At 36.2% G+C, this 16929-nt stretch carries 13 protein-coding genes and 4 pseudogenes; 6 read left to right on the top strand and 11 right to left on the bottom strand.

Annotated elements, in window-relative coordinates:
• A partial coding sequence (locus tag F1560_RS02895) for an aldehyde dehydrogenase family protein (RefSeq protein WP_149473139.1) occupies positions 1-877 on the bottom strand: 877 nt, incomplete at its 3' end.
• A 1108-nt stretch (positions 878-1985) separates the two neighbouring features.
• Here F1560_RS02895 and F1560_RS02880 point away from each other — a divergent pair.
• Positions 1986-2589, top strand: a pseudogene (locus F1560_RS02880) (transposase); the annotation flags it as partial.
• A 134-nt stretch (positions 2590-2723) separates the two neighbouring features.
• Here the strand turns inward: F1560_RS02880 and F1560_RS02875 are convergent.
• A complete protein-coding gene (locus F1560_RS02875) occupies positions 2724-2918 on the bottom strand; it encodes an aspartyl-phosphate phosphatase Spo0E family protein (protein WP_245347895.1) in 195 nt (64 codons plus the stop codon).
• A 564-nt stretch (positions 2919-3482) separates the two neighbouring features.
• Positions 3483-4590, bottom strand: a pseudogene (locus tag F1560_RS02870) (IS3 family transposase).
• Positions 4591-4882: 292 nt separating this feature from the next.
• Between F1560_RS02870 and F1560_RS02865 the strand changes: the two are divergent.
• Both F1560_RS02865 and F1560_RS02860 read left to right on the top strand, forming a co-directional pair.
• Positions 4883-6092 (top strand): annotated as a pseudogene (locus F1560_RS02865) (Y-family DNA polymerase).
• Positions 6093-6161: 69 nt separating this feature from the next.
• The gene (locus tag F1560_RS02860; RefSeq protein ID WP_149473137.1) at positions 6162-6974 is read left to right on the top strand and encodes an ATP-dependent DNA ligase; all 813 of its coding nucleotides are present in this window, start codon (positions 6162-6164) and stop codon (positions 6972-6974) included.
• Positions 6975-7023: 49 nt separating this feature from the next.
• Here F1560_RS02860 and F1560_RS02855 read toward each other — a convergent pair whose 3' ends face one another.
• Entirely contained in the window at positions 7024-7467 is a 444-nt protein-coding gene (locus F1560_RS02855) for a JAB domain-containing protein (protein ID WP_149473136.1), read from the bottom strand.
• Positions 7468-7945: 478 nt separating this feature from the next.
• On the opposite strand from F1560_RS02855, the gene F1560_RS02850 reads away from it, so the two are divergent.
• The 3 genes and pseudogenes from F1560_RS02850 to F1560_RS02840 form a co-directional block, all read left to right on the top strand.
• Positions 7946-8149: a hypothetical protein gene (locus F1560_RS02850; protein ID WP_034756426.1), complete on the top strand. Its 204-nt coding sequence runs from the start codon at positions 7946-7948 to the stop codon at positions 8147-8149.
• 344 nt (positions 8150-8493) lie between these two features.
• Positions 8494-8760: a hypothetical protein gene (locus F1560_RS02845; protein ID WP_042530852.1), complete on the top strand. Its 267-nt coding sequence runs from the start codon at positions 8494-8496 to the stop codon at positions 8758-8760.
• Positions 8757-8849 (top strand): annotated as a pseudogene (locus F1560_RS02840) (spore coat protein); the annotation flags it as partial. The gene F1560_RS02845 and the pseudogene F1560_RS02840, both read left to right, overlap by 4 nt.
• A gap of 293 nt (positions 8850-9142) precedes the next feature.
• Here the strand turns inward: F1560_RS02840 and F1560_RS02835 are convergent.
• The 7 genes from F1560_RS02835 to F1560_RS22005 all read right to left on the bottom strand — a co-directional run.
• A complete protein-coding gene (locus F1560_RS02835) occupies positions 9143-9976 on the bottom strand; it encodes an alpha/beta fold hydrolase (RefSeq protein ID WP_245347896.1) in 834 nt (277 codons plus the stop codon).
• A gap of 107 nt (positions 9977-10083) precedes the next feature.
• Positions 10084-10620, bottom strand: coding sequence for a ribonuclease H-like YkuK family protein (locus tag F1560_RS02830; protein ID WP_149473135.1), 537 nt, complete (start codon positions 10618-10620; stop codon positions 10084-10086).
• A 665-nt stretch (positions 10621-11285) separates the two neighbouring features.
• The gene (gene ggt / locus F1560_RS02825; RefSeq protein ID WP_246811901.1) at positions 11286-12764 is read right to left on the bottom strand and encodes a gamma-glutamyltransferase; all 1479 of its coding nucleotides are present in this window, start codon (positions 12762-12764) and stop codon (positions 11286-11288) included.
• 175 nt (positions 12765-12939) lie between these two features.
• Positions 12940-13116 carry a hypothetical protein gene (locus F1560_RS22010; protein ID WP_187773611.1) on the bottom strand — a complete coding sequence of 59 codons (177 nt, stop codon included), beginning with the start codon at positions 13114-13116 and terminating at the stop codon, positions 12940-12942.
• Positions 13117-13128: 12 nt separating this feature from the next.
• The gene (gene pgsC / locus F1560_RS02820; protein WP_149473133.1) at positions 13129-13593 is read right to left on the bottom strand and encodes a poly-gamma-glutamate biosynthesis protein PgsC; all 465 of its coding nucleotides are present in this window, start codon (positions 13591-13593) and stop codon (positions 13129-13131) included.
• 18 nt (positions 13594-13611) lie between these two features.
• Positions 13612-14805, bottom strand: coding sequence for a poly-gamma-glutamate synthase PgsB (pgsB, locus tag F1560_RS02815; RefSeq protein WP_149473132.1), 1194 nt, complete (start codon positions 14803-14805; stop codon positions 13612-13614).
• 1441 nt (positions 14806-16246) lie between these two features.
• Positions 16247-16929: hypothetical protein (locus F1560_RS22005; protein WP_187773610.1), on the bottom strand; the 683-nt coding region annotated here is incomplete at its 5' end.

Below are 16929 nucleotides of genomic sequence, written 5' to 3'. Positions count from 1 at the left end.
GAACTATAATTCGATTAATAGCCATACATATTTGTCCATTATGCATAAACTTACCGAATAATGTGGAATTTACTGCACTTTCTACTTTCGCATCACCAAGCACTACAAGGGGGTTGTTCCCCCCTAACTCAAGTGCAACCTTTTTAATATTTCTTCCACAAATTTCACCAATATGCCGTCCTGCCGAAGTAGATCCTGTAAATGAAATTAACCGTGGAATTGGATGTTCGACAAATGCATCACCGATATCTTCTAAGTTTGGAACCACAACATTAAAGACTCCTTTCGGCAATCCAGCTTCTTCAAATACCTTCGCAAGTAATATCCCGCCAGTTACAGCTGTCTGATCATCAGGTTTCAGTACGACCCCGTTACCGACAGCAAGTGCCGGTGCAACCGAACGCATGGCAAGATACATTGGAAAGTTGAATGGCCCGATTACACCAACTACCCCTAAAGGACTTCGGTAAATTCTATTTTCCTTTCCTGGGATAAGGGAAGGTACGATTTCACCATTCATTCTAAGGGGAAAAGATGCTGCTTCCCTTGTAATTGCAATAACAAAGTCAATTTCGATGTTAGCCTTCAGATGTGATGAACCCCCTTCCCTAATTAAATGATCAACTCTTCTCGCTTCAATAATCTGCACTGCCTTTTCCATGATGGAAGATCGTTCAAATGGATTATATTTTGCCCATTCTTTTTTAGCCTGTTCAGCAGATTGATAAGATTCATCGATATCTTCTTTACTAGCCATTTTTATTTCTTGTAGAACTTCATCATTATAGGGATTTTTTACTTCATAAGTGGTTTTTCCTTGACCATCACGCCATTCACCAGAGATATAATTTTTGTTGAGATTTTCATAAATTTTCATATAATTTATTCTCCTTTCCTTCGTATACATGATTTAATCTTTATTAAAAAACTTCCCTCTCTATCCCTATTTAAACTCGAATGGGACAAGGAAGAGGAAAATGCGTCTCTTTAAAATGCGATTGAAACCAGAGAACTGTTCCCTTTGTAATCCCCCCTTTTCATGATTTCAAAAAAAGCAACCTGTCGTATGATTCCCCCGAATCGCTTTAATATTCGAGAAACTACTGTTACATTAAGATTACTGAGGGAACTTTAGAAAGACTCTTCACTCAAGTTGAAAGAATACTTGAAATTAAATAATATCGGAACCATAACAACAAAAGTTGTGTAGTTGCACGGAACAGTTAGTAATCGGAATCAGTAAAAATTATTAAAAAAAGCTCAAAATAAAATCAAAAGTGACAATTAGGTGTTCTAGCCTTATTACACTTTATGAATGGCCAAAAACAAACAAAAATCAGAAAAGAAAAAAGCGAATCTTTATAACATTGACAGTAGGAGGAACTTTACTTGCTATCCTCCTCGTTTTCTTTCCGGAAATGCCAGGACTAACTCAAATGGTTGAAGGGATTTTTAAGCCTTTAGGTAAACTTTTGGAAAAGCAAAAGTATTCGAGTAAAAAAGTATAGGAACATTAACCGAATAATGTCGTCATATATAAACGGATGGAATTCCCATCAAGAAAGAACTATCTTACTCGAGCGAGTCTGGTGAGTCATTTATTTTTTCAAGCATAGCCAGTAAGCTAATGAAATAGTCGGTATACACATTAATTACCTTTCCTGACCAGAAATTTTCATCCTTTAAACAATAGCAGATAGAAAGGGAAGGCTTGCGTACAAATAATGATATCCGGATTACTTGCCTTAGTAAATGGAATATTATTAAAAAAAATAGCATTCATAGGTGATCACTAGCTGGTGATTTAAGCATTTTTAAATTGGTCTAACCGTTCTTTGGTACAATCGGTTTAGGCACTGGCTTTTTTTTGGGTGATTTGGCTGCAAAGACTGCTGTCAGGAACTATTCCATTGTGATTACTGAAACGGCAACGCCAATTTTATCAAAAAAAGAGAGGCTAACTTATAAAGTCAACAGATTAAACTAAAAAATATAAGGATAACGCCTTTAATGTAGCCAATTGGGAATATAATAAAGAAAATGATTCATTTACATGTCCAAATGATAGAAAATTGACCTTTCAGTACCTATCCAATCGAAAAGATAAATATGGATTTAAGCGAACATATAAGGTTTATGAGTGCTAAGACTGTTCGGATTGTCCATTACGTTCAGCATGTACAAAAGCGAAGGAAGGAAATAATCAAAAAATCTATTATATCGAAAAATGGGAACAACAAAAAGCATATACGAGACAACAGCTTTCAGAAAAGAAAACGGGTGAAATTTACGGCAAACGTAAAATTGATGTGGAACCAGTCTTCGGATTTCTGAAGGCTAATTTGCGTTTCACTCGTTTGTCCGTTAGAGGCAAAGAGAAAGTAGAAAATGAATTAGGATTTGCATACATGGCGGTGAACTTGAGGAAGTACACCGCCAAGAACACAAATCAAACAACGGGTAATGAAAATACACCAACGAAAAATGGTTCCGATCATCAAAAACCGGCGATCGGAACCATTTTTAAGTTATTTTTGGCTAGTTATGTCCCAGCCTCTCAAAGGGGTAGTTCAGTTGAACTATCTTTAATTGTTTCCAACTACCTTTTAAACTATTCACTGACCGTTCAGCTGCTTATAAAGTAACTAAATAAAAGATGCTTTCCTATAATCTTGTGGGTCTTAATCTTGCGGTCATCAAAAGAAAGGTGAAAAAGCCCATATTTATTGTGTTATACAGGATTTTTGAACAAACTCTTGTTTATTTTTCATTTTTAGTTTTTGATATCTCGTGATAAGCTCGTCTAATTCTTTACTACAATAAAGAGTTTCATTACTATTTAAGCCTGTTTCTTTAGCAATCGAAATCAAACTTTTTCTCATTTGATTGATTCCTTTTACTAATTCATCGGTATCCATACACATCCTCTAATCCCCTTAGCTAACCCATCTTTTTTATTGCATACAATTAATTTTGCACACAGGTTATATTATGCAAAAATTATAAAAAAATTGGAATATACATGACAAAAATTCTTATAAAACGACTAAAAATAGTTGTAACCATTGCAGCCATTTTGCCATACCAACTTAGTTTGAAACTGTATAACTAAGAGAATCGACTTATACTTCAATTCAGTAATCGGGATATTAACAATGGTCTACTAGAATGGGACCGTATGCCAATGGGACAATAAATAGTAAAGACAGTAAATAAAATACCCCTATCGTTAAAAAAGGAGAAAAACCATGCTAAAGTTAAATCATAGAGATAGAAAAGGAGAGGGAAATACATGAAACGATTTAATGAAACGTTATGGACTGTTATTGTGATTTTGTATTTTTTAGGGTAGTGAAAAAGAGAATAACAAAATTTTGGTCGATGGAGTTATTCTCAAACCACCCTACAACTACGTATATAGTATAACAAAAGCCGGCAAAATAGACTGACCTAGTAATATGGGACAGTAATAAAACACCTTTCTAGGCTGCCATATCACCAAACTCTATTGGTGTGTGGTAGCCTAGTTTTTCTTGGTTACGCTCATCGTTATAATACCTCATAAATTGATCTACACGTTCTTTTACTTATTCTAAAGACAAAGAATTGAATTTAACATACTGAAATTCTTCTGATTTCAAGTTCGAATGGAAAGACTCAATGACTGCGTTGTCCCAACAGTTTCCCCGGCGCGACATACTACTGACTAAATTCTTTTCCTTAACCTGATTTTGATAAGCATAAGAAGAATAGACACTTCCTTGATCTGAATGGATGATGACTCCTTTAGGGTTTCCTCGCTTTTCTATCGCTTCATCCAAGGTATCAATCACTAAAGGGATTTGTTGATGAGTATAAAGCTTATAAGCAACGATTTGATTATTAAACAAGTCCATGATCGTTGATAAATATAAAGTATCTGGACCATATTGAATGTTGGTAATATCCGTTACCCACTTTTGATTAGGTTTGCTTGCGTAAAAGTCTCACTGTAATAAGTTTGGCGCAACAATGACAGATTCCCCTTGAGATTTCCACCTTCTTTTTTGCTTTACTCTACATTGAAGGTGGTATTTCTGCATAATCCGTTGAACAGTATTACGGTTTAATTTGATATGATAGTCACGTTTTAATAGCTCCTTAATTTTACGATGGCCATATCGATACTTTGTTTTTTCACAAAGGTAAATAATCGTTTCCTCTTCCTTAGATAACTCGACTGGTTGCGCAGATGCCCAGCGATAATAGGTTGATCGGGGAACATTTAAAGCTGATAAAATAGCTGATATTGTATATTTTTTTCGTACAGTCAGGACTAGTTGGAGGACGATTTCTTTTTCAGCTCCTTTTCGATCTCCAAATACTTTTTTAAGATTTCATTTTCCTGCTTTAAGTGATTCATTTGACGTTCTTTTTCTCTTCATTACTTGAACTGTCAGGTCCATGACCATATGAATATTGCTTCCCTATTGGTTGATCGAATCGTTGAACCTGATTTTCACGATACCATTTCATCCATGTTTTGATTTGAGACACATTTTTAATCCCATACTTCTCCATGATCTCACGGTTCGTAAACTGACCACTCATCTTATCTTTCACAACTGCCCACTTAACCTCATTTGAATATACGTTTTACCCATACAAAAACACCTCCGAATTAGTACATTGTTTAAGTGTACCATTTCAAAGGTGTTTTATAGTGTCTCATTAATTTAGGTTAGTCTAAAATATGCCGGACTTTTTATTTTGTCTTTTTGGCTTTTATTGACATTGATATTTAATAATCACTTGCATATAATAAGAACAAACGTTCTTATTCGAAAGGGTGAAACAATTGGATTATTCTCCTTACCCACGCAATGATGTACTTTGTATAGATATGCGTTCATTTTATGCAAGTGTGGAAGCTGTAAAATTGGGGCACGACCCAATGAAAGTCATGCTTGCAGTTGTCGGGGATCCAAATCGTCCGGGAAGTATCGTACTTGCAGCATCTCCTCCTTTTAAAAAAAGATATGGGATTAGTAATGTAAGTCGTTATTTCGAGTTACCCAATGACCCGAATATAATCATTGTTCCAGCACATATGGAAGATTATTTAAAGGTTTCCATTGAAATAACTAAACTGTTACACAACTATGCTCCACAAGAAGCAATACATCAATACTCAATCGATGAAGTATGGGTAACTGTAAATGGTCTGCAAAAACTCTTTGGTGACCGTTGGGAAATTGCACGAAAAATACAAAAAGACATATTAAACAGTTTCGGCATAACTTCATCGATTGGCATCGGAGATAATAAGTTTCTCGCAAAAGTCGTTATGGATTTACACGCTAAAAAAAGTGGCATTGCAGAATGCAAGTATGAGGATGTGCCAGAAAAACTTTGGTCTACACCAGTACAAGATATTTGGGGTATTGGAAAGCGAATGATGAAGAACTTACACCGGATGGGGATAGTTACATTCGGACAAATAGCCAATTATAAATTAGAGCACTTACAAAAACGCTTTGGAGTCATGGGAGAACAACTTTATTGGCATGCTTGGGGGATTGATTTAAGCCCTGTATTCGGTGATTTTACAAAGCATGAACAAAAAGGGTTTGGACATGGAATAGCTTTGTTACGAGATTATACCAAGGAAGATGTTCCATACTGCATTCTTGATTTATGCGAAGAAGCGTGCCGAAGAGCACGTACAGCAGGCAACGCAGGTAGAACAATAGCTTAGTATTTCCTATTCAAAAGAAACAGTTGGTGGGTTTTCACGTTCCCGCTCTATTGATATACCTACCAACGTTACTATGGACATGTATAGGGTTTGTATGCAACTATTCAATGAATTCTATGATGGAAAGAGCATGATTAGGCATGTAAGTGTTGGATTAACTAAGCTATACGATAAAGAGGATGCGGATATACAACTAGATTTATTCGAAGATCGTACGAAGAAAAACGACATCGGCTATGTTATGGATGCGATTAGAGCTAAATTTGGGGCTACCGCTATATTGCGCGCTTCCAGTTACACAAATGCAGGGGTAACATTAGAGCGCAGTAAGAAGATTGGCGGTCATTTTGCTTGAAATCTTTAACCTCTATTTACCAATAAAATTTATCTCTCGTAATGTTACAATAAATAAGAGGTGTTATTAATGTTTATATCTCCTATGCTATTACAAAAATCAGAACAACCTTTTGATGATGATTCATATATAACAGAATTAAAGCTTGATGGTATTCGAATTATATGGACTAAGTTTAACGATAAAGTACGCATTTACACACGACACAAAAATGAAGTTACAGCCAATTTCCCTGAACTAACTAATCTTAATTTGCCAAACGGAACTGTATTAGATGGTGAATTAATTGTTCCAGGCAAAGGTGGTAAGCCAGATTTTGAAGCAGTGATGGAGCGATTCATGTCTAAAAAATCTAATTATCCAATTCAATATTGCGTTTTTGATATTATATATAAAAATGGCGATAATGTATCTTCTCTTTTTTTGTCTCAACGCAAGGCATTGTTAGATGAAATAATACCTTCAGATAATCCTAATATTATAACTGTTAAATGGGTATATGGTAACGAAATGAATTACTTCGACATTATCAAACAGAATAGTCTTGAAGGCATTGTCATGAAAAAGGCTGATTCTCGTTATGACATTGGCAAGCGCAGCAATTCTTGGTTGAAGGTCATTAATTATCAGTATGAAGATATTTATATTACAGGATTGCGCAAAGGTGAATTTGGTCTATTACTTTCATTCCTAGATGGAAAACCTGCCGGACTTATGGAATTCATGCCTCCAAACAATCGTAAAACCCTATATTCCATGTATAAAGTTATATCCGAAACCGATAAATTTAAATTCATTGAACCAATTAAGTGTCGTGTTAAATACCGTAACTTAACTAAAAAAGGAAAATTACGAATACCTTCGTTTGTGGAGTGGTTATAAACTCCACTTTTTACATAAAACAGATAAGGGGAAATCCCCCTTATCTGACTTAAAAGTAACCTTTTTCTCTCATACTAATATAACTGCTGTTATTGCCACCTATGATGATATGGTCAAACATTTCTATACCAATCATATTTCCAGCTGCATAAAGTCTTTTCGTGACTTCTACATCTTCCGGCGATTGGATTGTCGAACCACTCGGATGGTTATGGAAACAAATTATTGATGCTGCATTATTAAGTATTGCTGCCTTGAAAATTTCGCGTGGATGGCAGATGCTAGCATTAAGTGAACCAACATGTGCTCGATGAACAGCAACTACTGCATTTTTAGTGTTTAAACAAGCAACCAGGAAAACTTCTCGATCTTCATCACCAATAAATTCTCTTGCAATATCTGCAGCGTCTTCCGGTGAACGAATAAAACGTTTATCAACCTTTATTTCACTAACAACCTGTTTAATGCGTTGAATTTCATAAATTGTTTCCATAATAAATTCCTCCATTTTATGTTATAATGTTAATAGAAAAAGGGGAAGAGCCACCTTCCCCAAAGAACGAATTACAATTTCAATTGATAAAGTGCATATTCAAAAAGCCAATAAAACAGCATGAAAACAGTAAACAGTCCGTAAGCTATAACCAATAGCATGCGGACTGTTTCGCTTTCAAAGACATCATACAGCTGCAAAAGGAGTAAACATCCTGCAACAATAATGATAAATAGGTGTTTTTGCCCAACCCCTCCAAAAGGTTCATTTCAGAATAGTCTAAAAACACCCCTTATATCTAATCACTTCGTGCAACAGAAAGGGCGCTTTTATTAAGCAAACGCCCCGTTAAGTACATTTGTTCACAAACTTTAAGTTTTTAAGACCTGCCTGTTTTCTTTCTCTAAGTTACTTTTTGGAGTATAGTTTAACTGCCGTTACAAATAATACCCCTATAACAAATTAGGGGGTTAATAAAATGGAAGAAGCACCCACAAGTAATAATGCTATGAGCACAAGCAATAATGGAATGAGTACATCTAATAAGATAAACCTTTCAGGTCTTGGTGTTGGAGCAATTGTACTAACCACTGTTTATACGGCAATTTTGGCTTCACAGTTAATGGCTACAAAGCATAAAGTCGATTACCTTTATTATAAAGAATTAACACAAAATAAATAGCTAACCCTCCTAACGAACCGGGGGTCTGGCCCCTTTTTCCGAGAAAGTGAAAGTGTTCTGGGAGTTGTTGATCGATTTATTTGGATAAATGCACGCGGGGACGGGATTCCGTCCCCTTTTAATGTGCTAGCGGGGCAACCAGTGTGTCCCTCCATCTCTTATTTATACAAAACGTATACTATCCTTCTTAATGTGAATATTAAAGGGGTATCTTTAGGTATCTTAAACAAGTGGCCTCCTTCTATATGACACATTACCTAAAAGAAAGTTGCCGCTGAAGACTAGGTACCCGTAAATCCCTAAGAAAAACACTCTAAAAACTAAGAAAAAGGAGGTCTGTTTCATTGGATAAGTATCAATTGGCTCCACACGAATCTTTGGACCTGCATGAAGCGATCAATTTGAAAACTTTATGTGTAGCAAAGTCAAAATTGATGCAGGGTCTTGTTTTGGACCAGGACCTGAGAGAATTGATGGAAAAAGATGTGCAGCAATCCATGTTGGATCTTGCTGAATTACAGCAGATCTATAAACACGCACCATTTGAAGCCCCGGTTCCCCAGAGCCGCCCGACACCAATTATCGATGATAAGGAGGGTAACGTACATTGAACCAAGATTATTTAGATCCTATTAATGCACTGAATATGCCGGAACTCGCTGATATGACATTTGCAATGGATTTTCTCATTCGTGCACAACTGGTATCATTAACCAGCTAGTCACGCTTTTCAAAAAGGAAAAGCCCGCCTACATCGCTTCTTCTTTTAATAGATTGAAAAGACCACCTGTTTTATTTAGTGAGAAAATGTTCTCCATCCTATACCAACTACATGGTGACGAAGGTGCACGAAAAGTCATAAGAGATAGTAAACAAGGATTAACAGTCAACTTTACAGATGAGAAAAGTTTTTTAGATATTGATACGGCTGAGCAATACCAAGCAATAAAAACAGTAGATTGGCTATGGGATATTCATAGCTAATCTACCTTTTTATTCATTAGATCTTTTGAAAAATGTACCGATATCCTTTGAGACAGCTTCAGCCTTCTCTTCCGTAATTAAATGACCAGTCTTTTCATAAGCAATCAATTTAGCATCTGGTAAGTCATCCTCTAACTTCATACCAATATAAAAAGGTACTACCTTATCCTCCCTCCCCCATATTAATAAGGCAGGCTTATCTATACTTTTAAGCTGTTCACTCGTTAAGTCACCTTCCCGATAGCGCAGTAAACGCATCATGGATTTATTGAAATTCTTTTCTTTTAACGGACGACCAAATTCTTCAATAAGATCCTTGGTAATTAATGATTGATCATAGAATACATTTTTCAAATTATCTGGAACAGACCTTTTTTTCAGCACATAGTTAACTGCTATTTCACAAAAAGGTAAGTAAGAACAGTAGCGCTTCCATCGTTTGGCTTTATCTAAATAACCTGAGCTTGATAAAAGTACAAGTTTATCGATTTTATCAGGAACTAACTTTGTTGTGTATAATGCAATTTGACCACCCATCGAATGGCCAACCAAAAAGACCTTGTCCAGTTGAAAATGTTCAATACAAGCAGCAATCAATTTCCCGTAATTTTCATAGGAATAAATAAAAGAAGTTGACTTAACGCTCCTGCCGAATCCCGGTAGATCAATGGCTATGATTGAAAAGTGTTTAGAAAGAAAAGGAATGATTCTACGAAACGTATAAACGGATGATACAAACCCATGAATAAAAATAATTGGCGGCTTATTATGGAGCAAGTATTCACAGTAAATATTCATATTTAATAAGCGAATCATTTCTTTATTGTACATAGTCTTTTTCAAATTTCCCTCACCAACTGTATATAGTCTCTAAGTTAGTATTTGAAGATTATAGCACAAACATGTATGGAAGGTGAGGAGTTTTCTTCATTTAAACGTATGTATACACTTTATTTCGTATAGCGATTTGCATAGGAGCTTGCAACAAAAGATTCGGGCTTAATTTTCGGTTCAATTCCTAATGATTCCATCCTGGAAACCATTTCATTAACAAATATTTTCGTTTTATTTTTCCGGTCAGATCCGATGTCGATATGACCTTCAATTGTAATTGAAGCACCTTTATAAATGTTTGGTAAAACGATATCGATTAACTGCTCTTTCCTTTCTTCACTAAACATTGATACGACTTCTTCCGTTAATGTCGTTTCATAAGAGATTCGCTCATGTAAATTATTCATTTTCCTTGGGACAATGACCTTCCGAATACACGCCCAAGCACCCTTTGTTTCACAGTGAATCACAATCCCCGTAATAAATCGTGTGTAGCTGGAATGCACCTGTGAATCCGTGCCAAACATTAATTTGTAGCTTCCATTCCGATCCTTTTCTATAAATCGTTTTATATGCTGAAACACTTGGTTGAAAGACATATTTTTCTGACTTAAGTTTTGAAATGAAAAATTATATACATGTAATTCTGCCATCAGATTAACGATTCCTCCTTTAGGATTGAAGCGTTTCTTTGCAAGACATGTCATGATTTTTGTAGTCTCTATTACTAAATAAATGCTGTTGCCTCTTCTTATATTCTAATTATAACCAACAGGTTTTGTAAAAAGTCTAAAGAAAATGTAAAGGTTTATCTACATGCATGTAACACAAATGATTACAATTCTATTTGCAATTTATGTCATATAGCGTCCGGTAGATCGTTCCAGCCATCGTTTGATTAGGACCAAAAGGTGATATCTCTATAGCAAAACCATTGATATATCAATGGTTCTGTTATTACATCATGCCGCCCATATCTTTTAGAGGTTAAATGAAAAAAGCAGTATTTAGACAAGATACCTATCTTCGAAAATACTTTCACAGTTTTGAGTACTAATTGAGTAATCGAAGCAGCACTTAGTAACCCGAAAAAAAGTATCAGTCCCACTGCTTTAACGCCATACAGCAACAGGATACTGACACCAGATTATCTGAAAAAATAATAGTCAAATCTCACCAAAAGCCAGGAGTAACCTAAGGCACTCTTACTAAATTGAACATCAATCTCTGATTATGGCAAAAGAAGGAGGGATAGCTTTTCCCTCCTTCACAATTGTAATTATAAACTAAACGAACTTTAAACTTTCAAATTCCAAACTTATTTCGCCATCCAAGATCCGTCTCTATTCGAATCACTAAACCCATGAATTTTATTATTTTCATCAATGACCAATCCTTGGATGCTCCCGAAATAAGATGTGTCATCCGTATATTGAAAATCAATTCCAAAGTCTTCAGGATTCTTTAAAAATATATAATCTTGCTCTGCTTGTAAAACATCTTCGTTAAATTCCAGAAAGGTTCTTGGATCGTTTACAGATTCCTGTATGGGTTCATTAAACTTAATCGTTTTTACTAGTTGTTGAGCAACCATTGACGTAATTCTTCTTCCCCCAGAGCTCCCAATACCTATGACAGGGGCCCCGTTCTTGGTTAATATTGTAGGTGTTGTATAACTAAATGGACGTTTGCCGGCCTCAGGACTATTTGGTGAATTTTCACGAGTACTAAAGTTTTTTAATTGATCATTTAAGAAAAAGCCATTCACATATTCTCCTGATCCAAAGAAATCGCTTAGCGTATTCGTTACGGATACCATCATCCCATTTTTGTCCACTACCACAAAGTGTGTCGTGTTTCCATGATCTTCTCTATCAGCATCTGATTCCAAGTTCCTGCGATATTCCTTAGACAAATCAAGTCCATCGACTTCGGATACGAGATCATTAATATGATCTTTTGAAAGCATTTCATTTATTGGAACATCTGTATAGTTAGGATCCCCAACATTTTCTAAGCGATCACTATAACTGATTCTATTAATGATCCCCATCAATAACGAAAAAGCTAATGGTTTATCTTTGGTATCTTCAATTTGCAATGACTCAGCCATTTCTAAAACTTGAATTAACATAATCCCCCCAGAAGGCGGCGGTGGAGCTAAGACATCATAATTACCGAATTCACCTTGTAAGGGTTCCTTGATTTCAACCTCATATGATTCCAAATCTTCCTCGTCTATTTTCGCTTCCTCACTTGTAATTTCATTTGCAATGTCACCTTTATAGAAAGTATCTGGTCCTCCGTCCTGGATATCTTCTAACGTTTCCGCTAATTGGGCTTGCACCAATAGTTCTCCTTCTTCAATAGGCTCGCCATCCGGAAAGAAATGGTCTAATTCGGGCAGGTGATCTGCCTCGTTTTCCAATGCATCGTGCATTGTTCCAGAAACCGTTACACCATTTGCAGCAAAATTGATCGAAGGGTCAATTAAGTCATCCATATTCATGGTTCCAAAATCTTCATGTACCTTGTACATTCCTCTAACAAACCCTGGCACTCCTATGTCACTTGAAGATAATGTATCATCAGGAGCGGTTTCACGGTAATCATATACGACTGGTGTTTCACCCTTACCGGGATGAATTAGCATGGTTCCGCCTCCGCCAATTCCCGATCCATGCGGCTCCGCAACACCTAGGACAAAACTTACTGCTATGGCAGCGTCTACAGCATTACCGCCTTGTTCCATTATTTTCATACCTACTTCAGTTGCAATTGAACTATCAGATGACACCCCGTACGAACTCTCTTCCTCGCTTGTTGTATCATTAAGGGTAAAGTCAGTATTCTGATCTGTTGATGGGGGTTCATCAAGAATTCCACTATCTCTTAGAAGTATTATTATGAATAATACTGCAATCAAACCTATAATAATGTAAAAACGATTGTTGTTGAGCATGTTTAGCAGATCACACTAACGTTATTAAAAAGACAATAGCGGTAATGATTAGCCCCATCATGGAATCCATATTTGTCCGTTTCTTTTGTGTTTTGACTGCTTTTAAAACCCATTGCTTAAAAGTCAGTTTTGGTTGTGTTTGTTGTTTTGCTTTTTGCTTTTTTTGATGGTCTAAAATAGCTTCCATTTATATTCCTCCTCAAATATAGTTAGATACAAAAACGGTGCCAAAGGTTAATCCACTAAGCAATAATGTACTGCCAACTGTAGGTAAAACGCCTTGTTTTTGGATGGTATTTGCAATTAATCCAGGAACGATAATCCCTATAGCTACCAATCCACCAACGGCTTCAGGAATTGAATATTCAGCAAATCCAAAGTCAAAAATTGCTTTCAGAATAATCCCAGTAGTTATCATAGCTGTAAATTTTCTTCTTCCGTATAGAATCGTAAATTTCGCAATAACCTTCATGACAATTAAGTATGTCAAAAAACTAACCAGAAACGTAACAACAATACTTGCTGGTGTGGTAAACATCATAGCAATATATCCCGGAACGACTAAACCAGCTGGAATAACTCCTGTCCATTCTGTATAAAATAAGCTAAAAATAACTCCGGCAGCTATGGCCAAATAGATATCTCCTGTGTCAAATACAAACATTTTTCAATTCCCTTCTCTCTAAGCTGTTTCTTTTGTTATTTTCATTTGCTCAAGTCGAGTTACCAGATCATCCGCTCCTCCATGAATATTTCCAACCCCATAAATAGTTTTACCGGATAAGTATGGCTGGAGTACACGTACAATCTCATCGGTACTGGCACTTTCCAAATCTAAAAGGTTTCGGACCGGGAATTCCCCTCTTTTATACGCCTTTACGATAAGGCTTGTATTATCCCCCATTGCCACTAGTGTTTCTGCTTGTATATTTGGCAGAACTTGCTTAATAAATTGTTCCGTACGATCCACTCGATCCGAACGAGTGTTCATGATAACAACTGGCTGCTCTGTAGGATAACTCAGCTGTTTCACGCGCTCCCAGATATTGATAGTGGACATAGGATCATTAGCAGCAAATCCATTAACTAAAAAGCTAGGATTATTCGCATCGCCAATTGGAAGTACCTGCATGGCGCCTGGATCCGGCCAAGCTTTTAACATCCCTCGCTTTGCCGTTTCATGATCAATCCCCAGAACATCGGCAACGGAAAGAGCTAATGCTGCATTTTCCGGGAATACCATATACTCAAATTTTTTAAGAAATTCTTCGGAAATGGCGGACGTATCACATACATGTACCTTCGTATTCCGCTGTTTAGCCATTTGCTTAAAGTAAGAAACATAGGGACTGTCATTAATAATCAGATCACCGTTATAGGGAATTGCTTCAGAAAATGAATCTGCTACCTCTTCTAATGTAGGCCCTAAAACATCCATATGATCCTCTAAAACATTAACAATTAACCCAATATTTGCTTTTAAAAGTTCTTCCTGGAAAACTACTTGATAATCTGGTTTAACGGCCATACACTCACTCACAAGTGCATCCGCTTTTAACTCAGAAGCCTTCGTTAAGACCCTTCTTTGTTCCCCTATATTTGGACCTTCCAGCCTTCTCTTAATGGGAGCTTCTTGGGAATCAAACCAGTAAAGCATTCTAGCATCGGTTCCGGTCGTTTTTCCAACTGTGTGGTATCCTGCCTCTTGTAAAACACCTGTTATTAATCTAGTAACTGTTGATTTACCTCTAATTCCATTCACATTTACACGGACTGGGATACTTGTAATGTTTTTGTCATTTTTCATTTTGTCCTTAACCCCGAAGAACATAGCTAATGCAGCTAATAACAGAATGAGCAGAAATTCGTCTAACATTTTTTCACCTCGAATTTAGTTATTTCGTGTCTATCCCCCTTTTTAGCATTTTAAATAAATACAAAAGAAAATCCATAAGATGTCACCATCATGATAAAACCTCTTAGTTTGCTATTTGACCTTCTAATTCATAAAACTTCATGCATTGGACTGCAAATTCATGAACCGAAGATTTTCCATAACAATCCTGAAATACTATTTACTATCTTTTTACCACAAAAATAATTGGAAATAATTGGTATTGATTCTTCATAACCTACTATACTAAACTTATATTAAACTAACGTGAAGCCAGTATATCAATTCTGTTAATTTACGCTATTACATAATAGACCCAAAAAATAAGCCCGTATCAATGTGAAAGTAGGACGGACTTACTTGTTTAATTCAATCTGGATGAAAATAAGCGGGAATTAAATTTTGTAAAACCATCTTTTATTTCAGCCTCCTTCTTGTTTCCTTTAGTGTGTCATATTCTATTCTTTTAAATAGAACCCTTCGTATTAAGGTCTCTAAAAGCGTTCTATCATCCAATTGAATTGTAAACGAATATACGTAATCTCAATGTTTCAAACATGATTTAGGCGTCTAATCATCGCCCTTTCAAAAGATAATGGCTCAATACAATGTTGCAGATTGGTTTTACTAAATTAGGACCTTTAAACATCTTGTATGCCTATTCTTTTGTCTAAATATCGGGTCCATTAACCTCCAATAAACAGACAATTTAGCTTTACAGCTTTACTATAACTGACAATTTACGATAGTAAAATAGTATTTGCGACGCATTTTTTCGACTGTCTAAAATAGCATTATGTATTGATTGGACCCATACAAATATGGTTATTAAGTGGCATTAGATAAATAAATTGTAACTATTTGCCTCCTTGGCATTCAGCCTATTTAATTAGATTTATAACTATATTCATCACTGACATACTCATTTTTAACAAGATTTCCTAACTGCTATCGGGTTGACTAAGCCGGTTCAGAGCAGTTATATGAAGAAGTAGTTCCAAAGTATCTCGAGAAAGAAGAACTCTCTCTTTTAAATATTTCGACGGTTTCAGAGATAGACTACTTGATATTGCTCATTCCGCCCTACACAGAAATCAGGGTTGAATCATTAGTAACCCTCAAATGGAAATTTGTAGATATTATTAACCACACAATCAGCAGTTCCAACCCAAGTAAAGCTGTTGGAATTATGCTAGTCACCCTTCTACCATACGGAAAAGAAAGAATGGTTGGTTGCTGCCATCGCCTTAGTTGGCAGTGAAGTGAAAGAAAGGGTAACATACCATCATTTGGGGTTTCACTCAATCATTCTAAGTAACTGTTAGAAAAACCCATGGCGAATATTATTCTAAACAAAGATATCGCCATGGGTGCCCATTCTACTTCTTTCACTAGATTACTAGTTTATGAAGTAACGACCGTATTATTCAGCAGGATCTTTAACTATAATGTCATAAGTTGCCGTTGTTCCATCCTCAGCTGTTACAGTAAGCTGATCTCCTGCTGCTAACTCTCTTTTACCTTTTTTCGTTTTACCGTCTCCATCTGTTACTTTATAGGTTTGGTCAGAACCATCGGGTGCTGCAATTGCTCTTAGCATTTTCTTCACTGTTGCTGCATTTGCTACTGTTATTTCTCCTGCTTCTTCATCCGTTGGTTTATCAATTTTCCATATAACTTTTAATTCATCTGGTGCTTTATTCGGTGCATGTATTTTGATTTCACTGCTCTCTTTTTCATAAACCTCATAAGTTGCTGTCGTTCCATCCTCAGCTGTTACAGTGAGCTGATCTCCGGTTGCCAATTCACTTTTGTCTGTTTTCGCTTCTCCGTCTTCATCTGTTACTTTATAGGTTTGGTCAGAACCATCGGGTGCTGCAATTGCTCTTAGCATTTTCTTTACTGTTGCAGCTTTTGCTACCGTTATTTCTCCTGCTTCTTCATCCGTTGGTTCATCAATTTTCCATATAACCTTTAATTCATCTGGTGCTTTATTCGGTGCATGTATTTTGATTTCACTGCTTTCTTTTTCATAAACCTCATAAGTTGCTGTCGTTCCATCCTCAGCAGTTACAGTGAGCTGATCTCCGGTTGCCAATTCACTTT

The sequence above is a fragment of the Oceanobacillus polygoni genome, assembly GCF_008304605.1.
GTDB classification, from domain to species: Bacteria; Bacillota; Bacilli; order Bacillales; family Amphibacillaceae; genus Oceanobacillus; species Oceanobacillus polygoni.
This window is presented reverse-complemented; position numbering and strand designations above follow the sequence as displayed.